The sequence below is a fragment of the Streptomyces polyasparticus genome, from assembly GCF_014493765.1.
In the GTDB taxonomy this organism is placed as follows: Bacteria; Actinomycetota; Actinomycetes; order Streptomycetales; family Streptomycetaceae; genus Streptomyces; species Streptomyces polyasparticus.
This window is the reverse complement of sequence record NZ_JACTVJ010000011.1, coordinates 1-17,264: the sequence shown is the minus strand read 5'-3', so window position 1 is coordinate 17,264 and position 17,264 is coordinate 1. Positions and strand designations below refer to the sequence as shown.

The window sequence follows — 17,264 nt, the reverse complement described above, 5'->3', positions numbered from 1 at the left end:
CCAGTCCGTACGCACGTTCCGGCACCGCCGGACGGTACGACCTGTGGCGACTGCGGCCAGGGGCCGCAGCGGACCACCCACATGGGTGAGCGGCCCGGTGCGCGCGTGGGGTGGCGGACCAGGCGCTCAGCCCTCGACGCGGGCGGCCGCGAGCAGCTCCTCCGCGTGCGCGCGGGCCGTCTCGGAGTCCTCCTGGCCCGCGAGCATCCGCGACAACTCGCGGATCCTGTCCTCGCCTTCGAGCACCTTCACACCGGACCGCGTCACCGAGCCGTCGTTGGTCTTCTCGACCAGGAGCTGACGGTCGGCGAAGGCCGCGACCTGCGGCAGGTGCGTGACGACCACGACCTGCGCGTTGCGCGCGAGGCGCGCGAGCCGTCGCCCGACCTCGACGGCCGCCTTGCCGCCGACCCCGGCGTCCACCTCGTCGAAGAGATACGTCGGTACGGGATCGGACCCGGCGAACACCACCTCGACCGCAAGCATCACGCGCGACAGCTCACCGCCGGACGCGCCCTTGGCGATGGGCCGCGGCGGTGCGCCCGGGTGCGGGGCGAGCAGCAGCTCGACCTCGTCGACACCGGTCGAGGTGTAGGCGACCGGCCGGCCGCCGACCTCGATGCCCTCGGGGTCCTCGGTCTGGCCGATGGCGATGGTGACGCGGGCGTGCGGCATCGCGAGCGAGGCGAGCTCGGCGGTGACGGCGGCGGCGAAACGCTCGGCGGCCTCGCCGCGCGCGTCGGTCAACGCCTGGGCAAGGCCGGCCAGTTCACCGTGCAGGGCGTCGCGCTCGGCGGTGAGCTCACCGATCCGGTCGTCGTCACTGTCGAGTTCGGTCAGACGCGCGGCGCTGGTCTCGGCCCAGGCGAGCACCTCGTCGATGGACTCGCCATACTTGCGCGTCAGCTGGGTGAGGGCCGCGCGCCGCTCCTCCACGGCGGAGAGCCGCAGCGGATCGGCGTCGAGATCGTCGGCGTAGCCGGCCAGCTCCCCCGCCACGTCGGACAACAGGATCCCGATCTCCCCGAGACGCTCGGCCAATCCGGCGAGCGCGGGGTCATGGGACCGTACGGCATCCAGCGCACGCTGGGCGCCGCCGACCAGCATCCCGGCGTCGACGCCCTCGGGGTCCTCGGGGTTGCCCGCGAGCGCGCCGTGCGCGGCGGTGGCGGCGGAGGCCAGGGCCTCTGCGTGACCGAGCCGTTCGGCCTCGGCGGCCAGTTCCACGTCCTCGCCGGCCCGCGGTTCCACGGCGGCGATCTCGTCGAGTCCGAAGCGCAGCAGATCGGCTTCCTGCGCCCGCTCCCGCGCGCGCGTGGTGATCTCGTCGAGCTCCTGGCTGACGGCGCGGAACCGCTTGTATGCGGCCACGTACTTGGCGAGCGGCACGGCCACCGCGTCCCCGGCGTACCGGTCGAGTGCCTGCCGCTGCCGGGCCGGCTTGAGCAGGCCCTGCTGGTCGGTCTGCCCGTGCACGGCGACCAGGTCGTCGGCGAGCTCGCCGAGCAGGCCCACGGGCACGCTGCGGCCGCCGAGATGGGCGCGCGAGCGGCCCTCGGCGGAAACGGTACGGCTGATGAGCAGCGCACCGTCGTCCAGTTCCGCCCCGGCCTCCTCGGCGCGCACCACGGCCGAGGCGTCGGCGGGCACCCTGATACGGCCCTCGACGACGGCGGACTTGGCACCGATCCGTACGAGGGCGGGATCGGCGCGTCCGCCGAGCAGCAGCCCAAGACTGGTGACGACCATGGTCTTGCCCGCTCCGGTCTCACCCGTGACCGCGGTGAATCCGGGCGACAGCTCGACCACCGCGTCGTCGATGACTCCGAGCGACCGTATCCGCATCTCCTCCAACACGGACACGACCTTACGAGGTCCTGGGCCCGATGTGCGACGGACCCCGGCCTGCGGGGGCGAAGCAGCAGTTGACGAGGGCGGACAGGAAGGACGTATCACCCGCGGGAGTGGTGGGCGAAGAGTTCGCCAGGGGGCATTGCGCGCGGTTCGCGGGCAAGGGCCGCGCCTGAGGCCACACCTGAGGAAAACCCCCGCATGCCCCTGCGGCACACCCCCTCCCGGCTCTGCTGCCCGCCTCATTCCCGTCCGTCCCGCCGCACGCGAACCTGGTGATCATGCGAACTGGACTGGCTGCGGCCGCACTCCGAGCCCACCGCCCCGCCTTCGTGGGCACAGCAGTGGCGGCGCTGTTCGCCGCGTGCGTGGTGAGCGCGGCGACCTCGGTGCTCGTCGCCACGGGCAGCGACGCCCTGTCCCCCGCGGCCCGGCACGCCCTGTCCGCGAACGGTGTGGGCGACATGGCCGCGGTCATGCTCATCGGCTCCATCTATTTGTCGATCTTCGTGGTCGCCTCGACCATGGGCACCGCCGTCACCCAGCAGCACCGCGAGCTCGCTCTCGTACGGGCGGTCGGCGCCCGGCCCCGGCAGGTGCGCCGGGCCGTGGCGGCGCAGGCCCTTGCCGCCGCCGTACCGGCCGCTCTGGCCGGTTTCGGGCTCGGCGGGGTCCTGGGACGCGTGTGGTTCGACGCGATGGTGACGCACGGCCTGGTGCCGGCCGGTGTGACGTTCTCGGTCAGCTGGGTCGCGCTGCCCGTCTGCCTGGCCGTGGCGGTGGTGACCTCGGCGCTGGCCGGGGTCCTGTGCTCCCTGCGCTTCTCGCTGCTGCGGCCCGCGAGCGCCCTGGCCGAGGCCGAGTCCGGCCGTCGCGGCCTGGGGCCGCTGCGCGCGCCGCTGGGCCTGGTGGCGCTGGCCGGCGGCTGTGTGGTCGCGGCGCTCCTGGCCGAGCAGCCCGCCGAGGAGGCGGGCCAGGGGGCCTTCCTCGTCCTGCTGCTGTTCTGCGCCGGCATGGGGCTGCTCGGGCCGCGCATCATCGGGCCCGCCGCCTGGTTGGTCTCCGCGGTGGTCGGCCGGTTCGGCCCGTCGGCCCGCCTCGCCATGCTCAACGTCCGCTCGCAGCCCCGGCGGTTCGCCGCCGCCGTCGTTCCGCTCGTGCTCGTGGTGGGCTTCGGCCTGACGAAGATCGCGATGCATACGACGGCGCAGCACCACACCGGCTCCGCGGGCCGCAGCAGCGAGGTCTGGCTGGACTACATCGGTACGTCGCTGTACGCGGGGTTCGCCGCCATCGCCGCGGCCAACACCCTTGCCATGATCTCGTTCGAGCGCCGCCGCGACCTCGCGCTGCTCAGGGTCGTGGGCACGCAGCGCGCCCAGATCGGCGTGATGGCGCTGTGGGAGGGCGCGGTGGTGACCCTGACCGCGTTGCTGCTCGGCGGGGTGACCGCGCTGGTCACGCTGGCGCCGATCCTCTCCACGGCCTTCGGTTCGCCGCTGCCGTATCTGCCGTGGACGTTCCTGGCCGGGGTGGCGGGCGGCACCCTGCTCCTGACGGTGGGGGCGACCATGGTCCCGGTGGGCGCGGTGCTGCGGCGGTGCGCGATCACCGTGGTCAGAGCTGCCTGAGACGGGCGGCCACGCAGGGCCGCCCGCCGCGACAGGCCCTTCTAGTGCGGCGCTCCCCGCCACCCCGACACCGGCAGGGCGAACTTGGCGACGAGACGGTCCGTGAACGAGGCGTGGTGGAGCCGGGCGAGCCGCACGGGCACCGCACCGCGCCGTACCTCCACCCGTGCCCCCGCGGGCAGTTCGATGGTCCTGCGGCCGTCGCACCACAGCACACCCTGCGGGGTGTGGGGCTGCACCTCGACCGCGAGCACCGAATCGGGCGAGGTCACCAGCGGCTTGGCGAACAGGGCGTGCGCGCTGATCGGCACCATCAGCAGCGCCTCGACCTCGGGCCAGACCACCGGACCGCCGGCCGAGAACGCGTACGCCGTCGAACCGGTCGGCGTCGCGCAGACGATGCCGTCGCAGCCGAAGCCGCTGACCGGCCGTCCGTCGATCTCCAGGACGACCTCGAGCATCCGCTCCGGGGACACCTTCTGCACGGCGGCCTCGTTCAGTGCCCAGTCCTCGTGCACCACGGAGCCGTTGTTGCGGACGCGGACGTCGAGCGTCATGCGCTCCTCGACCTCGTACTCGCGCGTGACCACCCGGTCGACGACCTTGTCCAGATCGTCCCGCTCGGCCTCGGCGAGGAAGCCGACACGGCCCAGGTTGACCCCGAGCATCGGCACCCCGGAGGCGCGCGCGAACTCCGCGCCGCGCAGCAGCGTGCCGTCGCCGCCGAGCACGATGAGCAGCTCACAGCCGTCGAGCGCTTCGGGCGTGGCCTCGGGGATCAGCTCGACCGAGGGCGGCAGCGGCAGATCCGCGGCCTCGTGCGCGAGCACCCGCACCCCGAGGCCGCTGCGCAGCAGCCCCTGGACGACGAGCTCGGCACTGCGGATGGCGGCAGGGCGGCCGGTGTGGGCGAGGAGGAAAACTGTGCGCTCCCCCGCTGCCGCACCGGACTTGGCGTCCGTCTGACTCGTCAACTCGGTCCCTCCGCCACCGCTCGCTCCACATCGGCCGGGTCCAGTTCGGGCGCACCGGCCTTGAGCCACAGAAAGTACTCGACGTTCCCGGACGGTCCGGGCAGCGGGCTGGCCGTCACGCCCTGTACGCCGTACCCGAGTTGCCAGGCCTGGCCCGCGACCGTGCGTACGGCCTCGGCGCGCAGCTCGGGGCTGCGCACGACTCCGCCGCTGCCGAGGCGTTCCTTGCCCACCTCGAACTGCGGCTTGACCATCAGGACCAGATCGGCACCGGGCGCCGCGCACCGCGTGAGCGCGGGCAGCACCAGACCGAGCGGGATGAAGGAGAGGTCGCCGACGACGAGGTCGACCGGCTCGCCGTCCAGGGCCTCGACCGTCAACTCCCGTACGTTCGTACGGTCCTTGACGGTGACGCGCGCGTCGCTCTGCAGCGACCAGGCGAGCTGCCCGTAGCCGACGTCGACCGCAAGGACATGGGCCGCGCCGGCACGCAGGAGCACATCCGTGAATCCGCCCGTGGACGCGCCGGCGTCCAGGGCGCGGCGGCCCTTGACGACGAGGCCCTGCGGAACGAACGCCTCGAAGGCGCCCGCGAGTTTGTGCCCGCCGCGCGAGACGTACTCGGGATCGCTGTCGTCGGCGGCGACCACGATGGCCGCCGCCGTCTCCACCTGGGTGGCGGGCTTGGTCGCGACATTGCGGCCGACGGTGACGCGGCCCGCGGCGATCAGCTGGCTGGCGTGCTCGCGCGAGCGGGCCAGCTTGCGGCGGACGAGTTCGGCGTCGAGGCGGCGGCGTGCCACTCCTGCCACGTTCGGTTCAGCTCCTGTGGTCGTACGGTCGTGCCGGGACGCCGCCGGGTACGGGCGGGCCCTGCCGGGTGTCGAGCGCGGTCAGTGTGTCGCGCAGCCCCGCGTGCACATCCTCGTACACCTCGAGATGTCCGTCGGTGGCGAGGTGGTCCACATCGGCGAGACGCTCCAGCTGGGCATCCACCTCGGCGTGCCCGGTCGCGGCGCGCGGCACCCCGAGCGGGCGGGGTGCGTCGGCGTCGGGCGCCTGCGCCTGCGGCGCGGGCTCCACGGAAGGGACCTGTTCGTCGTCCGAGGGGACCTCGCTCGCGGGCCCCGGCATCGGGTAGCTCATGCCATGACGCTACCGCGTAGGGCCTCGACCTGGGACGCGAAGGGCTTCGAGGCGCCCTGCGGTACCGTCGATCACGATGGCGACGATCGAAGAGTGCCGTGGCGCGCTCGACAGACTCAGCGACAATCTGGCCTCAGCCGACGGCGACGTCCGCAGCGCGGCCGCGCTCGACCGTTCCCTCAGCTGCCACATCAAGGACCTGGACATCACCTTCACCGGCCGCCTCAAGGACGGCCGGATCGAGGTGCGGGACACGCAGCAGGGTGCCCCGCGCGAGAAGGCGCAGATCCGTCTGGCGATGACGGGCGACGACCTGGTCGCGATGGTGGACGGGGACCTCAACTTCGCGAAGGCCTGGGGCTCGGGCCGGGTCAAGCTGGAGGCCGGCTTCCGCGATCTGCTCCAGCTGCGCAAGCTGCTCTAGCGGTACGGGGACGACGCCTCGTACCCGTACAGGAAGCGCCTTCGCCGTACGAGCAGCACCCGTCAGACGACCGCGTCCTCTTTCCGCGCCCGGCCCTTGCGCGCCGCCGGAACCACCAGCGGCGTCCCCGTCTCCGGGTCGTCGATGATCTGGCAGGGCAGCCCGAAGACCTGCTCCACGAGCTCGGCCGTCACGATCTCGGCGGGCGCACCCTCGGCGATCACCTTGCCGTCGCGCATCGCGATCAGGTGCGTGGCGTAGCGGGCGGCGTGGTTGAGGTCGTGCAGGACGGCCACCAGGGTGCGGCCCTGCTCCTCGTGCAGATCGGCGCAGAGGTCGAGGACGTCGATCTGGTGCTGGATGTCGAGGAACGTGGTGGGCTCGTCGAGCAGCAGCAGCGGGGTCTGCTGGGCGAGGGCCATGGCGATCCACACGCGCTGGCGCTGACCGCCGGAGAGCTCGTCGACGTAGCGGTCCCCCAGTTCGGCGACGCCGGTCGAGGCCATCGACTCCTGGACGATCCGCTCGTCCTCGGCCGACCACTGGCGCAGCAGGCCCTGGTGCGGGTAGCGGCCGCGGCCCACGAGGTCGGCGACCGTGATCCCGTCGGGTGCGATCGAGGACTGCGGCAGCAGACCGAGCGTACGGGCGACCTTCTTGGCCGGCATCGAGTGGATGGTCTGCCCGTCGAGCAGCACCCGGCCCTGCGAGGGCTTCAGCATCCGCGACAGAGCGCGCAGGAGCGTGGACTTGCCGCAGGCGTTGGGGCCCACGATCACCGTGAAGGAGTGGTCGGGGATCTCGACCGACAGCTGTTCGGCGATGACCCGCTGGTCGTAGCCGAGGGTGACGTTGTCCGCGGACAGGCGGTTCAAGGGAGCACGCTCCTGGTTCTCGGTGGTGTGCGCGGCAGCGTCCGTCACGTTCTTGCCAGTGGTCTTCTCACCGATGCCCGCACCGGTGGTCTTCTTCAGGATGCTCACACCCGCCCCGCCTTCCGCTCAGCGGCGAGCAGCCACAGCAGATATCCGCCGCCGAGCACACCGGTCACGACACCGACGGGCAGCTGGTCGGCGCCGAACACCCGCTGCGCGCCCAGATCGGCGGCGATCAGGAGGGTGGCGCCCATGACCATCGAGGCCATCAGGTTGGGTCCCGGCGAGCGGGTCAGGCGCCGCGCGAGCTGCGGCGCGGTGAGCGACACGAAGGCCACGGGGCCGGCGGCCGCCGTCGCCGCCGCGGTCAGGAGCACGGCCGCGGTCATCAGGACGAGCCGGGTCCGTTCCACCCGCACACCCAGGGCGTACGCCACGTCGTCGCCCATTTCGAGCATGCGCAGCGGACGTGCGTACGCGAGCACGAGCGGCATCAGGATCAGGCAGAACCAGAACAGCGGGCCGACCTGCTCCCAGCCGCGCCCGTTCAGCGAGCCGGTGATCCACACGACCGCGCGGGCCGCGTCCACGATCTGCGCCTTGGTGAGCAGATAGCCGTTCGCCGCGGTGAGCACGGCCGCGGCGCCGATGCCGACGAGGACGAGCCGGTAACCGTGGATACCGCGCTTCCAGGCGAGCAGATAGATCAGCACGCCGGTGACCAGACCGCCGGCCAGCGATCCGAGCGCCACGGCTTCGGCGCTGCCCTGGAACAGGACGATCACGACGAGCGCGCCCACCGTGGAGCCCTGCCCGAAGCCGATGATGTCGGGGCTGCCGAGCGGGTTGCGCGTCACCGACTGGAACAGCGCACCGGACAGACCGAGCGCGGCGCCGACCAGGAGGCCGACGACGACCCGGGGCAGGCGCAGGTCGTTGATGATGAACTCGTGCGCGGCGGTGCCGTTGCCCATCAGCGTGTTCAGCACATCCGGCACGGGGATCCGGAAGTCGCCGGTGCCGATGAGCACCACACTGGCGACGAACGCGACGACGAGCAGCGCGGCCACCACGATCAGCGGGCGCAGTTCGAAGCGGACGGAGAGACCGCCGGCCGTGCGCAGCGCCCGCACCGGGGCGCCGGTCCTCGACCTGTCCTTCTTCGCGTCCTGTTCCGCCAGGGCGTCTTTCGCCAGGGAATCCTTCACAGCTGCGCCATCCTCCGGCGTCGTACGAGAAAGATGAACAGCGGGCCGCCGATGAGCGCGGTCACGATGCCGACCTGGAGCTCGGCCGGGCGCGTGACCACGCGGCCGATGACGTCCGCGCCGAGCAGCAGCACGGGCGAGAGGACCGTGGCGTACGGCAGGATCCAGCGCTGGTCGGGGCCGGTGAAACTGCGCACGATGTGCGGCACCATCAGGCCGACGAAGACGATGGGCCCGCAGGCCGCGGTGGCCGCACCGCAGAGCAGGGTCACGGCCAGCATCGCGATCGCGCGGGTGCGGTTGACGTGGGCGCCGAGCGCCTTGGCCGTGTCGTCGCCCATGCCCATCGCGTTGAGCGGCCGGGCCACCATGAGTGCGAGGACGATGCCGACGCCGATGAACGGCAGCACCTGGCCGACCGTGCCCATCGAGGCGGAGGCCAGCGAACCGACCGTCCAGAAGCGCATCTTGTCGAGGGCCGCGGTGTCCATGATCTGCACGGCGTTGATGTAGCCGTAGAGCGCGGCGGTGGCCGCCGTACCGGCGAGCGCGAGCCGTACGGGGGTGGCGGCGCGCACCCCGCCGAGCACGTACACGAGGACCATGACGACGGCAGCGCCGGCGAAGGCGAACCAGACGTAGCCGGTCAGCGAGGTGACCCCGAAGAAGCTGATCGCCGAGACGACGGCGGCGGAGGCTCCGGCGTTGATGCCGAGCAGTCCGGGGTCGGCGAGCGGGTTGCGCGTGAGTGCCTGCATCACCGCGCCGGCGAGGCCCAGGGCCGCGCCCGCGAGCAGTCCGAGCAGGGTGCGCGGCAGGCGGAGGTCACGGATGACGACGTCGTTGTCGGTGCCCGTGTTGCCGAACAGGCCGTGCCAGACGTCGCCGACGGGTATCTGCTTGGCGCCTATCGCGATGCTCGCCACGACGACGAGCAGCAGTACGCCGCAGGAGACGAGCAGACCGGCCGCGCGAATCGCCTGGCGCCGCGCCGGCACCGTATCGGCTGGTGGCGGCTGTGTCTGGGGCTGAGGGGGACTGTCGACCAACACCCAGTTAGGTTAGCCTACCCTCGCACTGGCCTTCGACGAGAGAGCACAAGGAAATGTCGCCGTCCCGTACCCGCGTTTCCCCCGCCGCTCGCCCGTCCATATCGCGCCGCGGCCTCCTCGCCACCGGCGCCGCCCTCGGCCTGGGCACGCTCCTTGCCGCATGCGGCGACTCGAAGGACGCCAAGTCCCCGGAGAAGAAGGCCGGTTGGTCCTTCAAGGACGACCGCGGCAAGACCGTGCGGACGGACGGGACCCCCAAGAACGTGGTGGCCTACATCGGCGCCGCCTCCGCCCTGTACGACTTCGGCGTCGAGTGCGTGGGGGTGTTCGGCCCCACGAAGCTCGAGAACGGCAAGCCCGATGTGCAGGCCGGCCGGATCGACGTCGACAAGGTCGAGATCATCGGCAACGTCTGGGGCGAGTTCAGCGTCGAGAAGTACGCGGCCCTGGAGCCCGGCCTCCTCGTCTCCACGATGAACGTCTCGCCGACGCTCTGGTACGTACCCGAGGAGTCGGCCGAGAAGATCGCGGCCGTGGCCCCCTCCGTGGGCATCCTCACCGGCATGACCTCGCTGACCGGCGTGATCGACCGCTTCGGCGAGCTCGCCGCCTCGCTCGGCGCGGACCTCAAGGCCAAGAAGGTCACCGACGCCAAGGCCCGCTTCGAGGCCGCGTCCGAGTCCGTACGCCAGGCCGCAAAGACCGCGAAGGCCAAGAAGCTGAAGGTCATGGCGGTCTCCGCGACCAAGGACCAGCTGTACGTCGGCACCCCCGAGGACTTCACGGACCTGCGCCACTACCGCGAGCTCGGCGTCGACTTCGTGACACCGGAGAAGATCGGCCAGGCCGGCTTCTTCGAGGAGCTGAGCTGGGAGAACGCCGGCAAGTACGAGGCCGATCTGATCCTCGTCGACAAGCGCACCGGCAATCTGCAGCCCGAAGACCTGATGAAGTCCATGCCCACCTGGTCCAAGCTCCCGGCCGCCAAGGCCGGCCAGACCGTGGCCTGGTTCAACGAGCCGCAGTTCAGCCACGCCGGTATCGCCCCGCTCCTCGAATCCCTCGCCACCGCCCTCCAAGACGCCAAGAAGGTCGCCTGATGCCTGCCAAGAACCGCCCCTCGCACCTGAACAAGGGCGGACTCTCCCGCCGCGGCCTGCTCTCCGCGGGCGCGGCCTTCGGACTCGGCGCCTTCCTGACGGCCTGCGGCGACGACAAGAAGCCCGCCGCGAGCACCGACAAGGGCAAGGACAAGCCCTGGTCGTTCAAGGACGACCGCGGCAAGACGGCCAAGGTCGACCACACCCCGAACAAGATCGTCGCCTTTGTCTCCACCGCCGCCGCGCTGCACGACTACGGCATCGAGTGCGTCGGCATCTTCGGCCCCAGCAAGCCGGTCGACGGCAAGCCCAACCCGCAGGCCGGCGACCTCGACGTAGCGAAGCTGACCAGCCTCGGCGAGGACTGGGGCCAGTTCAACGTCGAGAAGTACGCGTCCCTGCAGCCCGATCTGCTGATCAGCAACATGTTCCCGGCGCCGCTGCTCTGGTTTGTCCCCGAGGAGTCCACCAAGAAGATCGAGGCGCTCGCCCCGACCGTCGGCATCGACGGCGCCCGCCGCACCCTGCTCGACCCGCTCAAGCGCTACACGGCACTGGCGAAGTCGCTCGGCGCCGACCTGGAGGCCCAGGCCGTCAAGGACGCCAAGGCGCGCTTCGACAAGGCCGAGTCGCGGCTGCGCGAGGCGGCGAAGAAGAACAAGGGCCTGAAGGTCATGGCGGTCACCGCCGACAAGGACCAGTTCTACGTGGCCGTCCCCGACTCCTACTGCGACCTCAACTACTTCAAGGACCTCGGCGTCGAGATCGTCGAGGGCAAGAAGGTCGACGAGTGGGGCTTCTGGGAGTTCTTCAGCTGGGAGAACACCGAGAAGTACCACGCGGACCTGATCCTCCTCGACAACCGCAGCCAGACCCTGCCGACCGCCGAGCTCGCCAAGAAGCCGACGTGGACCCGGCTGCCCGCGGTCGAAGCCGGCCAGGTGATCCCGTGGTCGATGGAGGAGCGCTACAGCTACGCCGGTTACGCACCGGTCCTCGAGGCGCTCGCCGAGGCCGTCGAGAACGCCAAGCAGCTCAAGGGCTGACCTTCGCGTCCGCCAGAACCACCCGGAGGAACCCGCCCGTGTCCGACGCCCCGTACCAGTTCTTCGACACCCATGTCGTACGCAAGGAACAGCTCACTCCGTCGATGATCCGCGTCGCCTTCGGCGGCCCGGACCTCGGGCGGATGGCGTCGGCCGGGCGGGACCAGCGCATCAAGCTGTTCCTGCCGCACCCGGGCCAGGACGCTCCGGTCGTGCCCACGGAGCAGGGCGACAACTGGTACGCGGCCTGGCGCGAGCTCGACCCCACCGTCCGCGGCGTCATGCGCACGTACACCACGCGCGCCCTCACCCCGGACGAACTCCTCGTCGACTTCGCCCTGCACGGCACCGAGGCCCCGGCCTCGCGCTGGGCCCAGCGCGCGGAGCCGGGCGACCGCGTCTCGGTCCTCGCCCCGGTGGACGAGGAGAACGGCGCGTACGACTTCCGCCCGCCCGAGGACACCGACTGGCTCCTTCTCACGGGCGACGAGTCGGCGCTGCCCGCCATCGCCGGCATCCTCGAGTCCCTGCCGGCGGGTCTGCCCGTACGGGTGTGGCTTCAGGTCCGCGACTTGGCCGACCGCCAGGAACTGGCCACCGCGGCGGACGCGAAGATCGAGTGGCTCACCTCGGACACGGTGGACGCGGTCCGCGCGGCGGATCTGCCCGACGGCACCCCGTACGCCTGGATCGCCGGCGAATCCGCCACCGTACGGGCGCTGCGCCGCCACCTCGTCCAGGAGCGCGGTATCGACCGCACCCGCGTGAAGTTCACGGGCTACTGGCGCCGCGGCGCGACCGAGGACGATCTGCTGACCTCGGGCGAGGACGCCTGACGCGCTGACGTCGAGGGGTACGCCGGACAGCCGGCGTACCCTCTCGACGTCTGCTCACAGCCCCAGCCGCGCCAGCACCTTGCCCGAGTCCAGCTCGCACACCCCGGCGCCCGCGTGCGTCCACGCGGCGGCGCACAGCGCCCGCAGACCGTCCAACGGCTCGCCCTCACCGTCGAGTTCGAGGCTCTCCCCCGCCCGCGCCGTCCACCCGCCGCAGCGGAACCCGTCGCCCTCGGCCACGACCTCGGGCTGCCCGGTGAGCATCCCGCGCAGATCGGCGTCGACATACGTGGGCCGGTGCTCGGGCCGCGCCGCGAGCAGCTGCGCACCGTCGGTCACACCGGTCAGGACGAGCAGCGAGTCCACCTGCCCGTTGTAGGCACCTTCGATATCCGTGTCGAGCCGGTCGCCCACGACCAGCGGGTGCTCGGCACCGGTGCGCAGGATCGTCTCGCGGTGCATCGGGGGCAGCGGCTTGCCCGCCACCTGCGGCTCGGCACCCGTGGCGATCCGTACGACCTCGACGGCCGCACCATTGCCGGGCGCGATGCCCCGCCCGCTCGGGATGGTCAGATCGGTGTTGGACGCATACCAGGGCACCCCGCGCGCGATGGCGTAGCTCGCCTCCGCGAAACGGCTCCACTGCAGATCCGGCCCCCCGTACCCCTGCACCACGGCCGCCGGCTCGTCCTCCGCCGACTCCACCGGTACGAGCCCCCGCTCGCGCAGCGCGATCCGCAGCCCTTCCCCACCGATGACCAGGACCTTCGAACCCTCCGGGTGCTGCTCGGCGATCAGCCGGGCCACCGCCTGCGCCGAGTTGATCACCTCGGAGGCCTCGGTCGGCACCCCCAGCTCCGTGATGTGCTCGGCCACGACCTCCGGCGGCCGCAGCGCATTGTTGGTGACATACGCGAGCCGCATCCCGCCTTCGCGCGCGGTCAGCAGCGACTCGACGGCGTGCGTGATCGCCGCACCGCCCGCGTACACCACCCCGTCGAGGTCGAGCAGCGCCGTGTCGTACGCCGCGCTCAGCGGCCGCGCGCTGCCGGCCGGGCTGGTCCTGACGGTCTGGTGCTCCATGGGGTCATCGCTCCTCGATCGGTGCATCTGCCCCGATCATCTCGCACTGCTCGGACACAACTACGATGCCTCAATGAACACCACAGGTCAGAGGGGCAGCGCTGGGCCGCAGGGGCTGCACCTGGCACCGTTTCGGGGTCTGCGCTACGACCCCGAGCGGATCGGCAGCCTGGCCGCGGTCACGTCCCCGCCGTACGACGTGGTCGTACGGCCCGATGGGCTCTACCACCTGGAATCGGCCGACCCCCACAACATCGTCCGGCTGATCCTGCCGCAGACCGCCACGCCCGCGGACCGCCACCAGCAGGCCGCCGACACCCTGCAGCGCTGGCTGGCCGAGGGCATCCTCGCCCCGGACCCGGAACCGGCGCTCTACGTCTACGAGCAGCGCAACGGCGACCTGCTCCAGCGCGGTCTCATCGGCGCCCTGCAGCTCTCCGAGGCCTCCGAGGGCATCGTGCTACCGCACGAGGACGTGATGCCGGACGTGGTCGCCGACCGTGCGGCCCTGATGCGCGCCGCGGCCGCCAACTTCGAGCCGCTGCTGCTCAGTTACCGCAGCGAGGGCACCCGGATCGGCGCGACCGCGGTGATCGAGCGGACGGCCGAGCGCCCCCCGCTGCTCTCCACGACCACGGAGGACGGCTTCAGCCACCGCCTGTGGTCGGTCACCGACCCCGCCGAACTGGCCGAGGTGCAGCAGGACTTGAGCCGGCAGCAGGCCCTCATCGCCGACGGCCACCACCGCTGGGCCACGTATCTGCGGCTGCGCGCCGAGCACCCGCAGGGCACGCCCTGGGACCACGGCCTGGTGCTCCTGGTGGACACGGCCCGCTACCCCCTGCGCGTCCGCGCCATCCACCGCCTCCTGCACCGGCTGCCGCTCGCGGACGCGCTCGACGCGGTGCAGGGCTCCTTCCGCGTACGGACGGTCGACGGCCCGCTGCCACGCGCCATGGAGGCCCTCGCGGCCGCTGCGGCCGAGTCCAACGCCTTCCTCCTGACCGGCGACGGCACGTACCACCTGATCGACCGCCCCTCGCCCGAGCTCCTGGCCCGCACGGTCCGCGCCGACCGCCCCGAGGCCTGGCGCCGGCTCGACGCGACGGTCCTGCACGCCACGCTCCTCGACCATGTCTGGCGGGTCCCGGACGACCCCGCGCACATCGCGTACATCCACGACACGGCGGCGACGGTCGACAAGGCGGAGCGCGACGGCGGTACGGCGGTCCTCATGCATCCCGTACGCGAGGACGTCGTACGGGAGTTGGCGCGCGAGGGCGTGACGATGCCGCGCAAGTCGACCTCGTTCGGCCCGAAGCCGGCCACGGGGCTCGTGTTGCGGAGCCTCGCCCACTGAGCGTCCGGCTCTCTGCAGACGCTCCCTGGAAACGACGAAAGGGGCGGTGACCGTTTCCGGTCCCCGCCCCTTCACTTGTCCTGGGCGCCTCAGGCCTTGTCGGACCCGGGCTCCTGCGCCTCGTCGTCGGCCGAGGCCTCGGGGGCCACGAAGAGCGGCCGGTCGAGCGCGGGCTTGGCGGCTACGTCGCCGTCCGCCTCGTCCTCGTCGTCGCCCTCGTACTCCTCGTCATCGGGGTCGTAGTACTCGGTGCCGTCGGCCTTCTCGGCCTCCGCGACGTCCGCGTCCTCGTCCTCGTTTTCGTCGTCCTCGTCGTCGTCCTCGTCGGACTCGACGTCGGACCCGTCGATGCGAGCCTCCGCGACGAGCTGCTCGCCCTCGCCGTCCTCGACATCCTCGTCCTCGTCGAAGGCGTCCACGAACTCGACACCGTCCAGCTCCGCGAGCCGGTCGGAGGCGTTCGTGGTGTGCTCCTTGTCGGCCTCGACCGTCTTGGCGAACCACTCACGCGCCTCGCCCTCACGCCCGGCCTCGAGCAGCGCGTCCGCGTAGGCATAGCGCAGTCGCGCGGTCCAGGGCTGTACGGAGTTCGAGGCGAGCTCGGGGCTCTGCAGCGTCACGATGGCCGCGTCGAGCTGTCCCATGTCGCGGCGCGCACCGGCAGCGACCAGACGCATCTCGACCTGGCCGGCCTTGTCGAGCCGCTGCACCTCGGGCTCACCGGCCATGTCGAGCGCCTTCTCGGGCCGACCCAGACCGCGCTCGCAGTCCGCCATGACGGGCCACAGCTCGGCCGAGCCCGTCATACGGCGCGCGGCACGGAACTCGGCGAGCGCCTCGGAGTACTTCTCGTTCGCGTACGCGGCGAAGCCGGCGGCTTCCCGTACGGCGGCGACACGGGACGCGAGCCGCAGCGCGACGCGCGAGTACCCGTAGGCCTGCTCGGGGTCCTCGTCGATCAGCTTGGCGACCATCACCAGGTTCTTGGCGACGTCGTCCGCGAGCCCCTTGGGAAGACTCTGCAGTTCCTGACGTACGTCCGGGTCGACCTCGTAGCCGGTGACGTCCTCGGGAATCGGCAGCCGCTTGATCGGCTCGCGGTCCCGGTCGTCGCGGCCACGGTATCCACCGCGGTCGTCACGCCCGCGGTACCCACCGCGGTCGCCGTCGTCGCGGCGGCCGTAGCCACCACCGGGACGCCCGCCGCGGTCGTCGCGGCCGCGGTAGCCACCACGGTCGTCATCACGGCGCGGACCGCCGTAGCCACCACCGGAGGGACGGCCACCACGGTCATCACGCCGGTCGTCACGCCCGCGGTACCCACCGCGGTCGTCATCACGACGGGGGCCGCGGTCGTCACGGCGCTCGAAGCCACCACCGGGGCGTCCACCGCGGTCGTCGCGGCGCTCGAAGCCACCACCGGAAGGACGGCCGCCACGGTCGTCACGCCGAAACCCGCCACGATCGCCCCCGCGGTCGTCGCGGCCGCGGTACCCACCACGGTCGTCATCGCGACGCGGACCGCCGTAGCCACCACCCGAGGGGCGGCCACCACGGTCGTCACGACGGTCATCCCGGCGCGGGCCACGGTCGTCATCGCGACGGAACGAGGGACGGTCGTCACGGCGGAACCCACCGCGGTCGCCGCCGCGGTCGTCACGGCGCGGACCGCGGTCGTCGTCGCGACGGGGGCCGCGGTCGTCCCGCCGGTCGTTGTCGCGGCGGAACCCGCCACGGTCGTCATCACGGCGCGGACCGCCGGAACGGTCGTCACGCCCGCGGTAGCCACCACGGTCGTCATCACGACGCGGACCGCCGTAGCCACCACCCGAGGGGCGGCCACCACGGTCGTCACGACGGAAACCGCCACCGGACGGACGCCCGCCGCGGTCGTCGCGACGCTCGAATCCGCCACCGGAAGGACGGCCACCACGGTCGTCGTCACGGCGGGGGCCACCGTAGCCGCCACCCGAGGGCCGGTCGTCGCGGCGAAAGCCTCCGCGGTCGTTGTCCCTGCGCGGACCGCCGGAACGGTCATCGCGACGGAACCCACCCCGGTCACCACCGCGGTCATCCCGACGGGGACCGCTGGGGCGGTCGTCACGCCGGCCGGAACCACCGCGGTCGTTGTCCCTGCGCGGGCCGCGGTCATCACGACCGCCGCGGTATCCGCCCCGGTCGTCGTCCCGGCGACGCGGCTCGCGCTCCGGACGATCCTCGGGAGAGTTGCTCGACATCGGTGACTCCTGTCCTAGGTACCGCAAGTCATTCTTGCGCAACCGCCAACCGGCCGCGCTTCGGCAGAAAAAGAAAAGGACCCGTGGTCCCCAGCGTGAACGCTGGGACCACGGGTCCTCCAATAATTGTTCGGCGGCGTCCTACTCTCCCACAGGGTCCCCCCTGCAGTACCATCGGCGCTGTGAGGCTTAGCTTCCGGGTTCGGAATGTAACCGGGCGTTTCCCTCACGCTATGACCACCGAAACCCTTTCAAGTGGCTCCAGGAATTCAAGAATTCCGGAGCCTGAACAGGGCAGCGAACAAGCACACTCTTCAATTGAGGAACTGTTCAGCCGGCAACAGCTGTTCGTTACTTCAGAACTAACACAGTGGACGCGAGCAACTGAGGACAAGCCCTCGGCCTATTAGTACCGGTCAGCTCCACCCTTTACAGGGCTTC

Annotated in this window: 15 protein-coding genes, 1 rRNA gene and 1 pseudogene; 6 read left to right on the top strand and 11 right to left on the bottom strand. The window is 71.7% G+C overall.

Annotation, left to right across the window (positions count from 1 at the left end):
* Positions 1-126 precede the first annotated feature (126 nt).
* The gene (gene recN, locus H9Y04_RS22155; protein WP_187816152.1) at positions 127-1,845 is read right to left on the bottom strand and encodes a DNA repair protein RecN; all 1,719 of its coding nucleotides are present in this window, start codon (positions 1,843-1,845) and stop codon (positions 127-129) included.
* Positions 1,846-2,132: 287 nt separating this feature from the next.
* Between recN and H9Y04_RS22150 the strand changes: the two genes are divergently transcribed.
* Entirely contained in the window at positions 2,133-3,482 is a 1,350-nt protein-coding gene (locus H9Y04_RS22150; protein ID WP_187815731.1) for an FtsX-like permease family protein, read from the top strand.
* Positions 3,483-3,523: 41 nt separating this feature from the next.
* On the opposite strand, the gene H9Y04_RS22145 is transcribed toward H9Y04_RS22150, so the two are convergent.
* From H9Y04_RS22145 to H9Y04_RS22135, 3 genes are read right to left on the bottom strand one after another with little or no spacing between them, the layout of a single operon-like run.
* The gene (locus tag H9Y04_RS22145) at positions 3,524-4,456 is read right to left on the bottom strand and encodes an NAD kinase (protein WP_187815730.1); all 933 of its coding nucleotides are present in this window, start codon (positions 4,454-4,456) and stop codon (positions 3,524-3,526) included.
* On the bottom strand, positions 4,453-5,268 hold the full coding sequence (locus tag H9Y04_RS22140; RefSeq protein WP_187815729.1) for a TlyA family RNA methyltransferase: 816 nt from the start codon (positions 5,266-5,268) through the stop codon (positions 4,453-4,455). The genes H9Y04_RS22145 and H9Y04_RS22140 overlap by 4 nt, the downstream gene beginning before the upstream one ends.
* Positions 5,269-5,275: 7 nt before the next feature.
* On the bottom strand, positions 5,276-5,602 hold the full coding sequence (locus H9Y04_RS22135; protein WP_236071242.1) for a hypothetical protein: 327 nt from the start codon (positions 5,600-5,602) through the stop codon (positions 5,276-5,278).
* A 76-nt stretch (positions 5,603-5,678) separates the two neighbouring features.
* Here H9Y04_RS22135 and H9Y04_RS22130 point away from each other — a divergent pair, with 76 nt between their 5' ends.
* Positions 5,679-6,026 (top strand): SCP2 sterol-binding domain-containing protein, encoded by a 348-nt coding sequence (locus tag H9Y04_RS22130; RefSeq protein ID WP_187815728.1) that lies wholly within the window; start codon positions 5,679-5,681, stop codon positions 6,024-6,026.
* A 62-nt stretch (positions 6,027-6,088) separates the two neighbouring features.
* Here the strand turns inward: H9Y04_RS22130 and H9Y04_RS22125 are convergent, their stop codons facing one another.
* From H9Y04_RS22125 to H9Y04_RS22115, 3 genes are read right to left on the bottom strand one after another with little or no spacing between them, the layout of a single operon-like run.
* A complete protein-coding gene (locus H9Y04_RS22125; protein WP_187816150.1) occupies positions 6,089-6,949 on the bottom strand; it encodes an ABC transporter ATP-binding protein in 861 nt (286 codons plus the stop codon).
* Between the two features lie 56 nt (positions 6,950-7,005).
* Positions 7,006-8,082 (bottom strand): FecCD family ABC transporter permease, encoded by a 1,077-nt coding sequence (locus tag H9Y04_RS22120; RefSeq protein ID WP_187816149.1) that lies wholly within the window; start codon positions 8,080-8,082, stop codon positions 7,006-7,008.
* A 23-nt stretch (positions 8,083-8,105) separates the two neighbouring features.
* A complete protein-coding gene (locus H9Y04_RS22115) occupies positions 8,106-9,161 on the bottom strand; it encodes a FecCD family ABC transporter permease (RefSeq protein WP_187815727.1) in 1,056 nt (351 codons plus the stop codon).
* Positions 9,162-9,214: 53 nt separating this feature from the next.
* On the opposite strand from H9Y04_RS22115, the gene H9Y04_RS22110 reads away from it, so the two are divergent.
* Genes H9Y04_RS22110 through H9Y04_RS22100 form a run of 3 tightly spaced genes read left to right on the top strand, consistent with a single transcriptional unit; the run spans position 9,215 to position 12,143 of the window.
* The gene (locus H9Y04_RS22110) at positions 9,215-10,261 is read left to right on the top strand and encodes an ABC transporter substrate-binding protein (RefSeq protein ID WP_187815726.1); all 1,047 of its coding nucleotides are present in this window, start codon (positions 9,215-9,217) and stop codon (positions 10,259-10,261) included.
* A complete protein-coding gene (locus tag H9Y04_RS22105; RefSeq protein ID WP_187815725.1) occupies positions 10,261-11,307 on the top strand; it encodes an ABC transporter substrate-binding protein in 1,047 nt (348 codons plus the stop codon). The genes H9Y04_RS22110 and H9Y04_RS22105 overlap by 1 nt, the downstream gene beginning before the upstream one ends.
* A gap of 38 nt (positions 11,308-11,345) precedes the next feature.
* Positions 11,346-12,143 (top strand): siderophore-interacting protein, encoded by a 798-nt coding sequence (locus H9Y04_RS22100; RefSeq protein ID WP_187815724.1) that lies wholly within the window; start codon positions 11,346-11,348, stop codon positions 12,141-12,143.
* A gap of 54 nt (positions 12,144-12,197) precedes the next feature.
* Here H9Y04_RS22100 and H9Y04_RS22095 read toward each other — a convergent pair whose 3' ends face one another.
* Positions 12,198-13,226 (bottom strand): HAD hydrolase-like protein, encoded by a 1,029-nt coding sequence (locus H9Y04_RS22095; protein WP_187815723.1) that lies wholly within the window; start codon positions 13,224-13,226, stop codon positions 12,198-12,200.
* Positions 13,227-13,299: 73 nt separating this feature from the next.
* Between H9Y04_RS22095 and H9Y04_RS22090 the strand changes: the two genes are divergently transcribed.
* Positions 13,300-14,586 carry a DUF1015 family protein gene (locus tag H9Y04_RS22090; RefSeq protein WP_187815722.1) on the top strand — a complete coding sequence of 429 codons (1,287 nt, stop codon included), beginning with the start codon at positions 13,300-13,302 and terminating at the stop codon, positions 14,584-14,586.
* Positions 14,587-14,675: 89 nt separating this feature from the next.
* Here the strand turns inward: H9Y04_RS22090 and H9Y04_RS46205 are convergent, their stop codons facing one another.
* From H9Y04_RS46205 to rrf, 3 genes and pseudogenes are all read right to left on the bottom strand, one after another.
* Positions 14,676-15,560 carry a tetratricopeptide repeat protein gene (locus H9Y04_RS46205; RefSeq protein ID WP_236071276.1) on the bottom strand — a complete coding sequence of 295 codons (885 nt, stop codon included), beginning with the start codon at positions 15,558-15,560 and terminating at the stop codon, positions 14,676-14,678.
* A gap of 510 nt (positions 15,561-16,070) precedes the next feature.
* Positions 16,071-16,787 (bottom strand): annotated as a pseudogene (locus H9Y04_RS48685) (hypothetical protein); the annotation flags it as partial.
* A 164-nt stretch (positions 16,788-16,951) separates the two neighbouring features.
* Positions 16,952-17,068: ribosomal RNA gene (gene rrf, locus H9Y04_RS22080) — 5S ribosomal RNA — on the bottom strand.
* Between the last annotated feature and the right edge of the window lie 196 nt (positions 17,069-17,264).

Coding starts and splice junctions, on each gene's coding strand:
- recN (WP_187816152.1), bottom strand. CDS start 1,845: ATGCGGATACGGTCGCTCGGAGTCATCGACGACGCGGTGGTCGAGCTG.
- H9Y04_RS22150 (WP_187815731.1), top strand. CDS start 2,133: ATGCGAACTGGACTGGCTGCGGCCGCACTCCGAGCCCACCGCCCCGCC.
- H9Y04_RS22135 (WP_236071242.1), bottom strand. CDS start 5,602: ATGAGCTACCCGATGCCGGGGCCCGCGAGCGAGGTCCCCTCGGACGAC.
- H9Y04_RS22130 (WP_187815728.1), top strand. CDS start 5,679: ATGGCGACGATCGAAGAGTGCCGTGGCGCGCTCGACAGACTCAGCGAC.
- H9Y04_RS22110 (WP_187815726.1), top strand. CDS start 9,215: ATGTCGCCGTCCCGTACCCGCGTTTCCCCCGCCGCTCGCCCGTCCATA.
- H9Y04_RS22105 (WP_187815725.1), top strand. CDS start 10,261: ATGCCTGCCAAGAACCGCCCCTCGCACCTGAACAAGGGCGGACTCTCC.
- H9Y04_RS22095 (WP_187815723.1), bottom strand. CDS start 13,226: ATGGAGCACCAGACCGTCAGGACCAGCCCGGCCGGCAGCGCGCGGCCG.
- H9Y04_RS22090 (WP_187815722.1), top strand. CDS start 13,300: ATGAACACCACAGGTCAGAGGGGCAGCGCTGGGCCGCAGGGGCTGCAC.
- H9Y04_RS46205 (WP_236071276.1), bottom strand. CDS start 15,560: ATGGTCGCCAAGCTGATCGACGAGGACCCCGAGCAGGCCTACGGGTAC.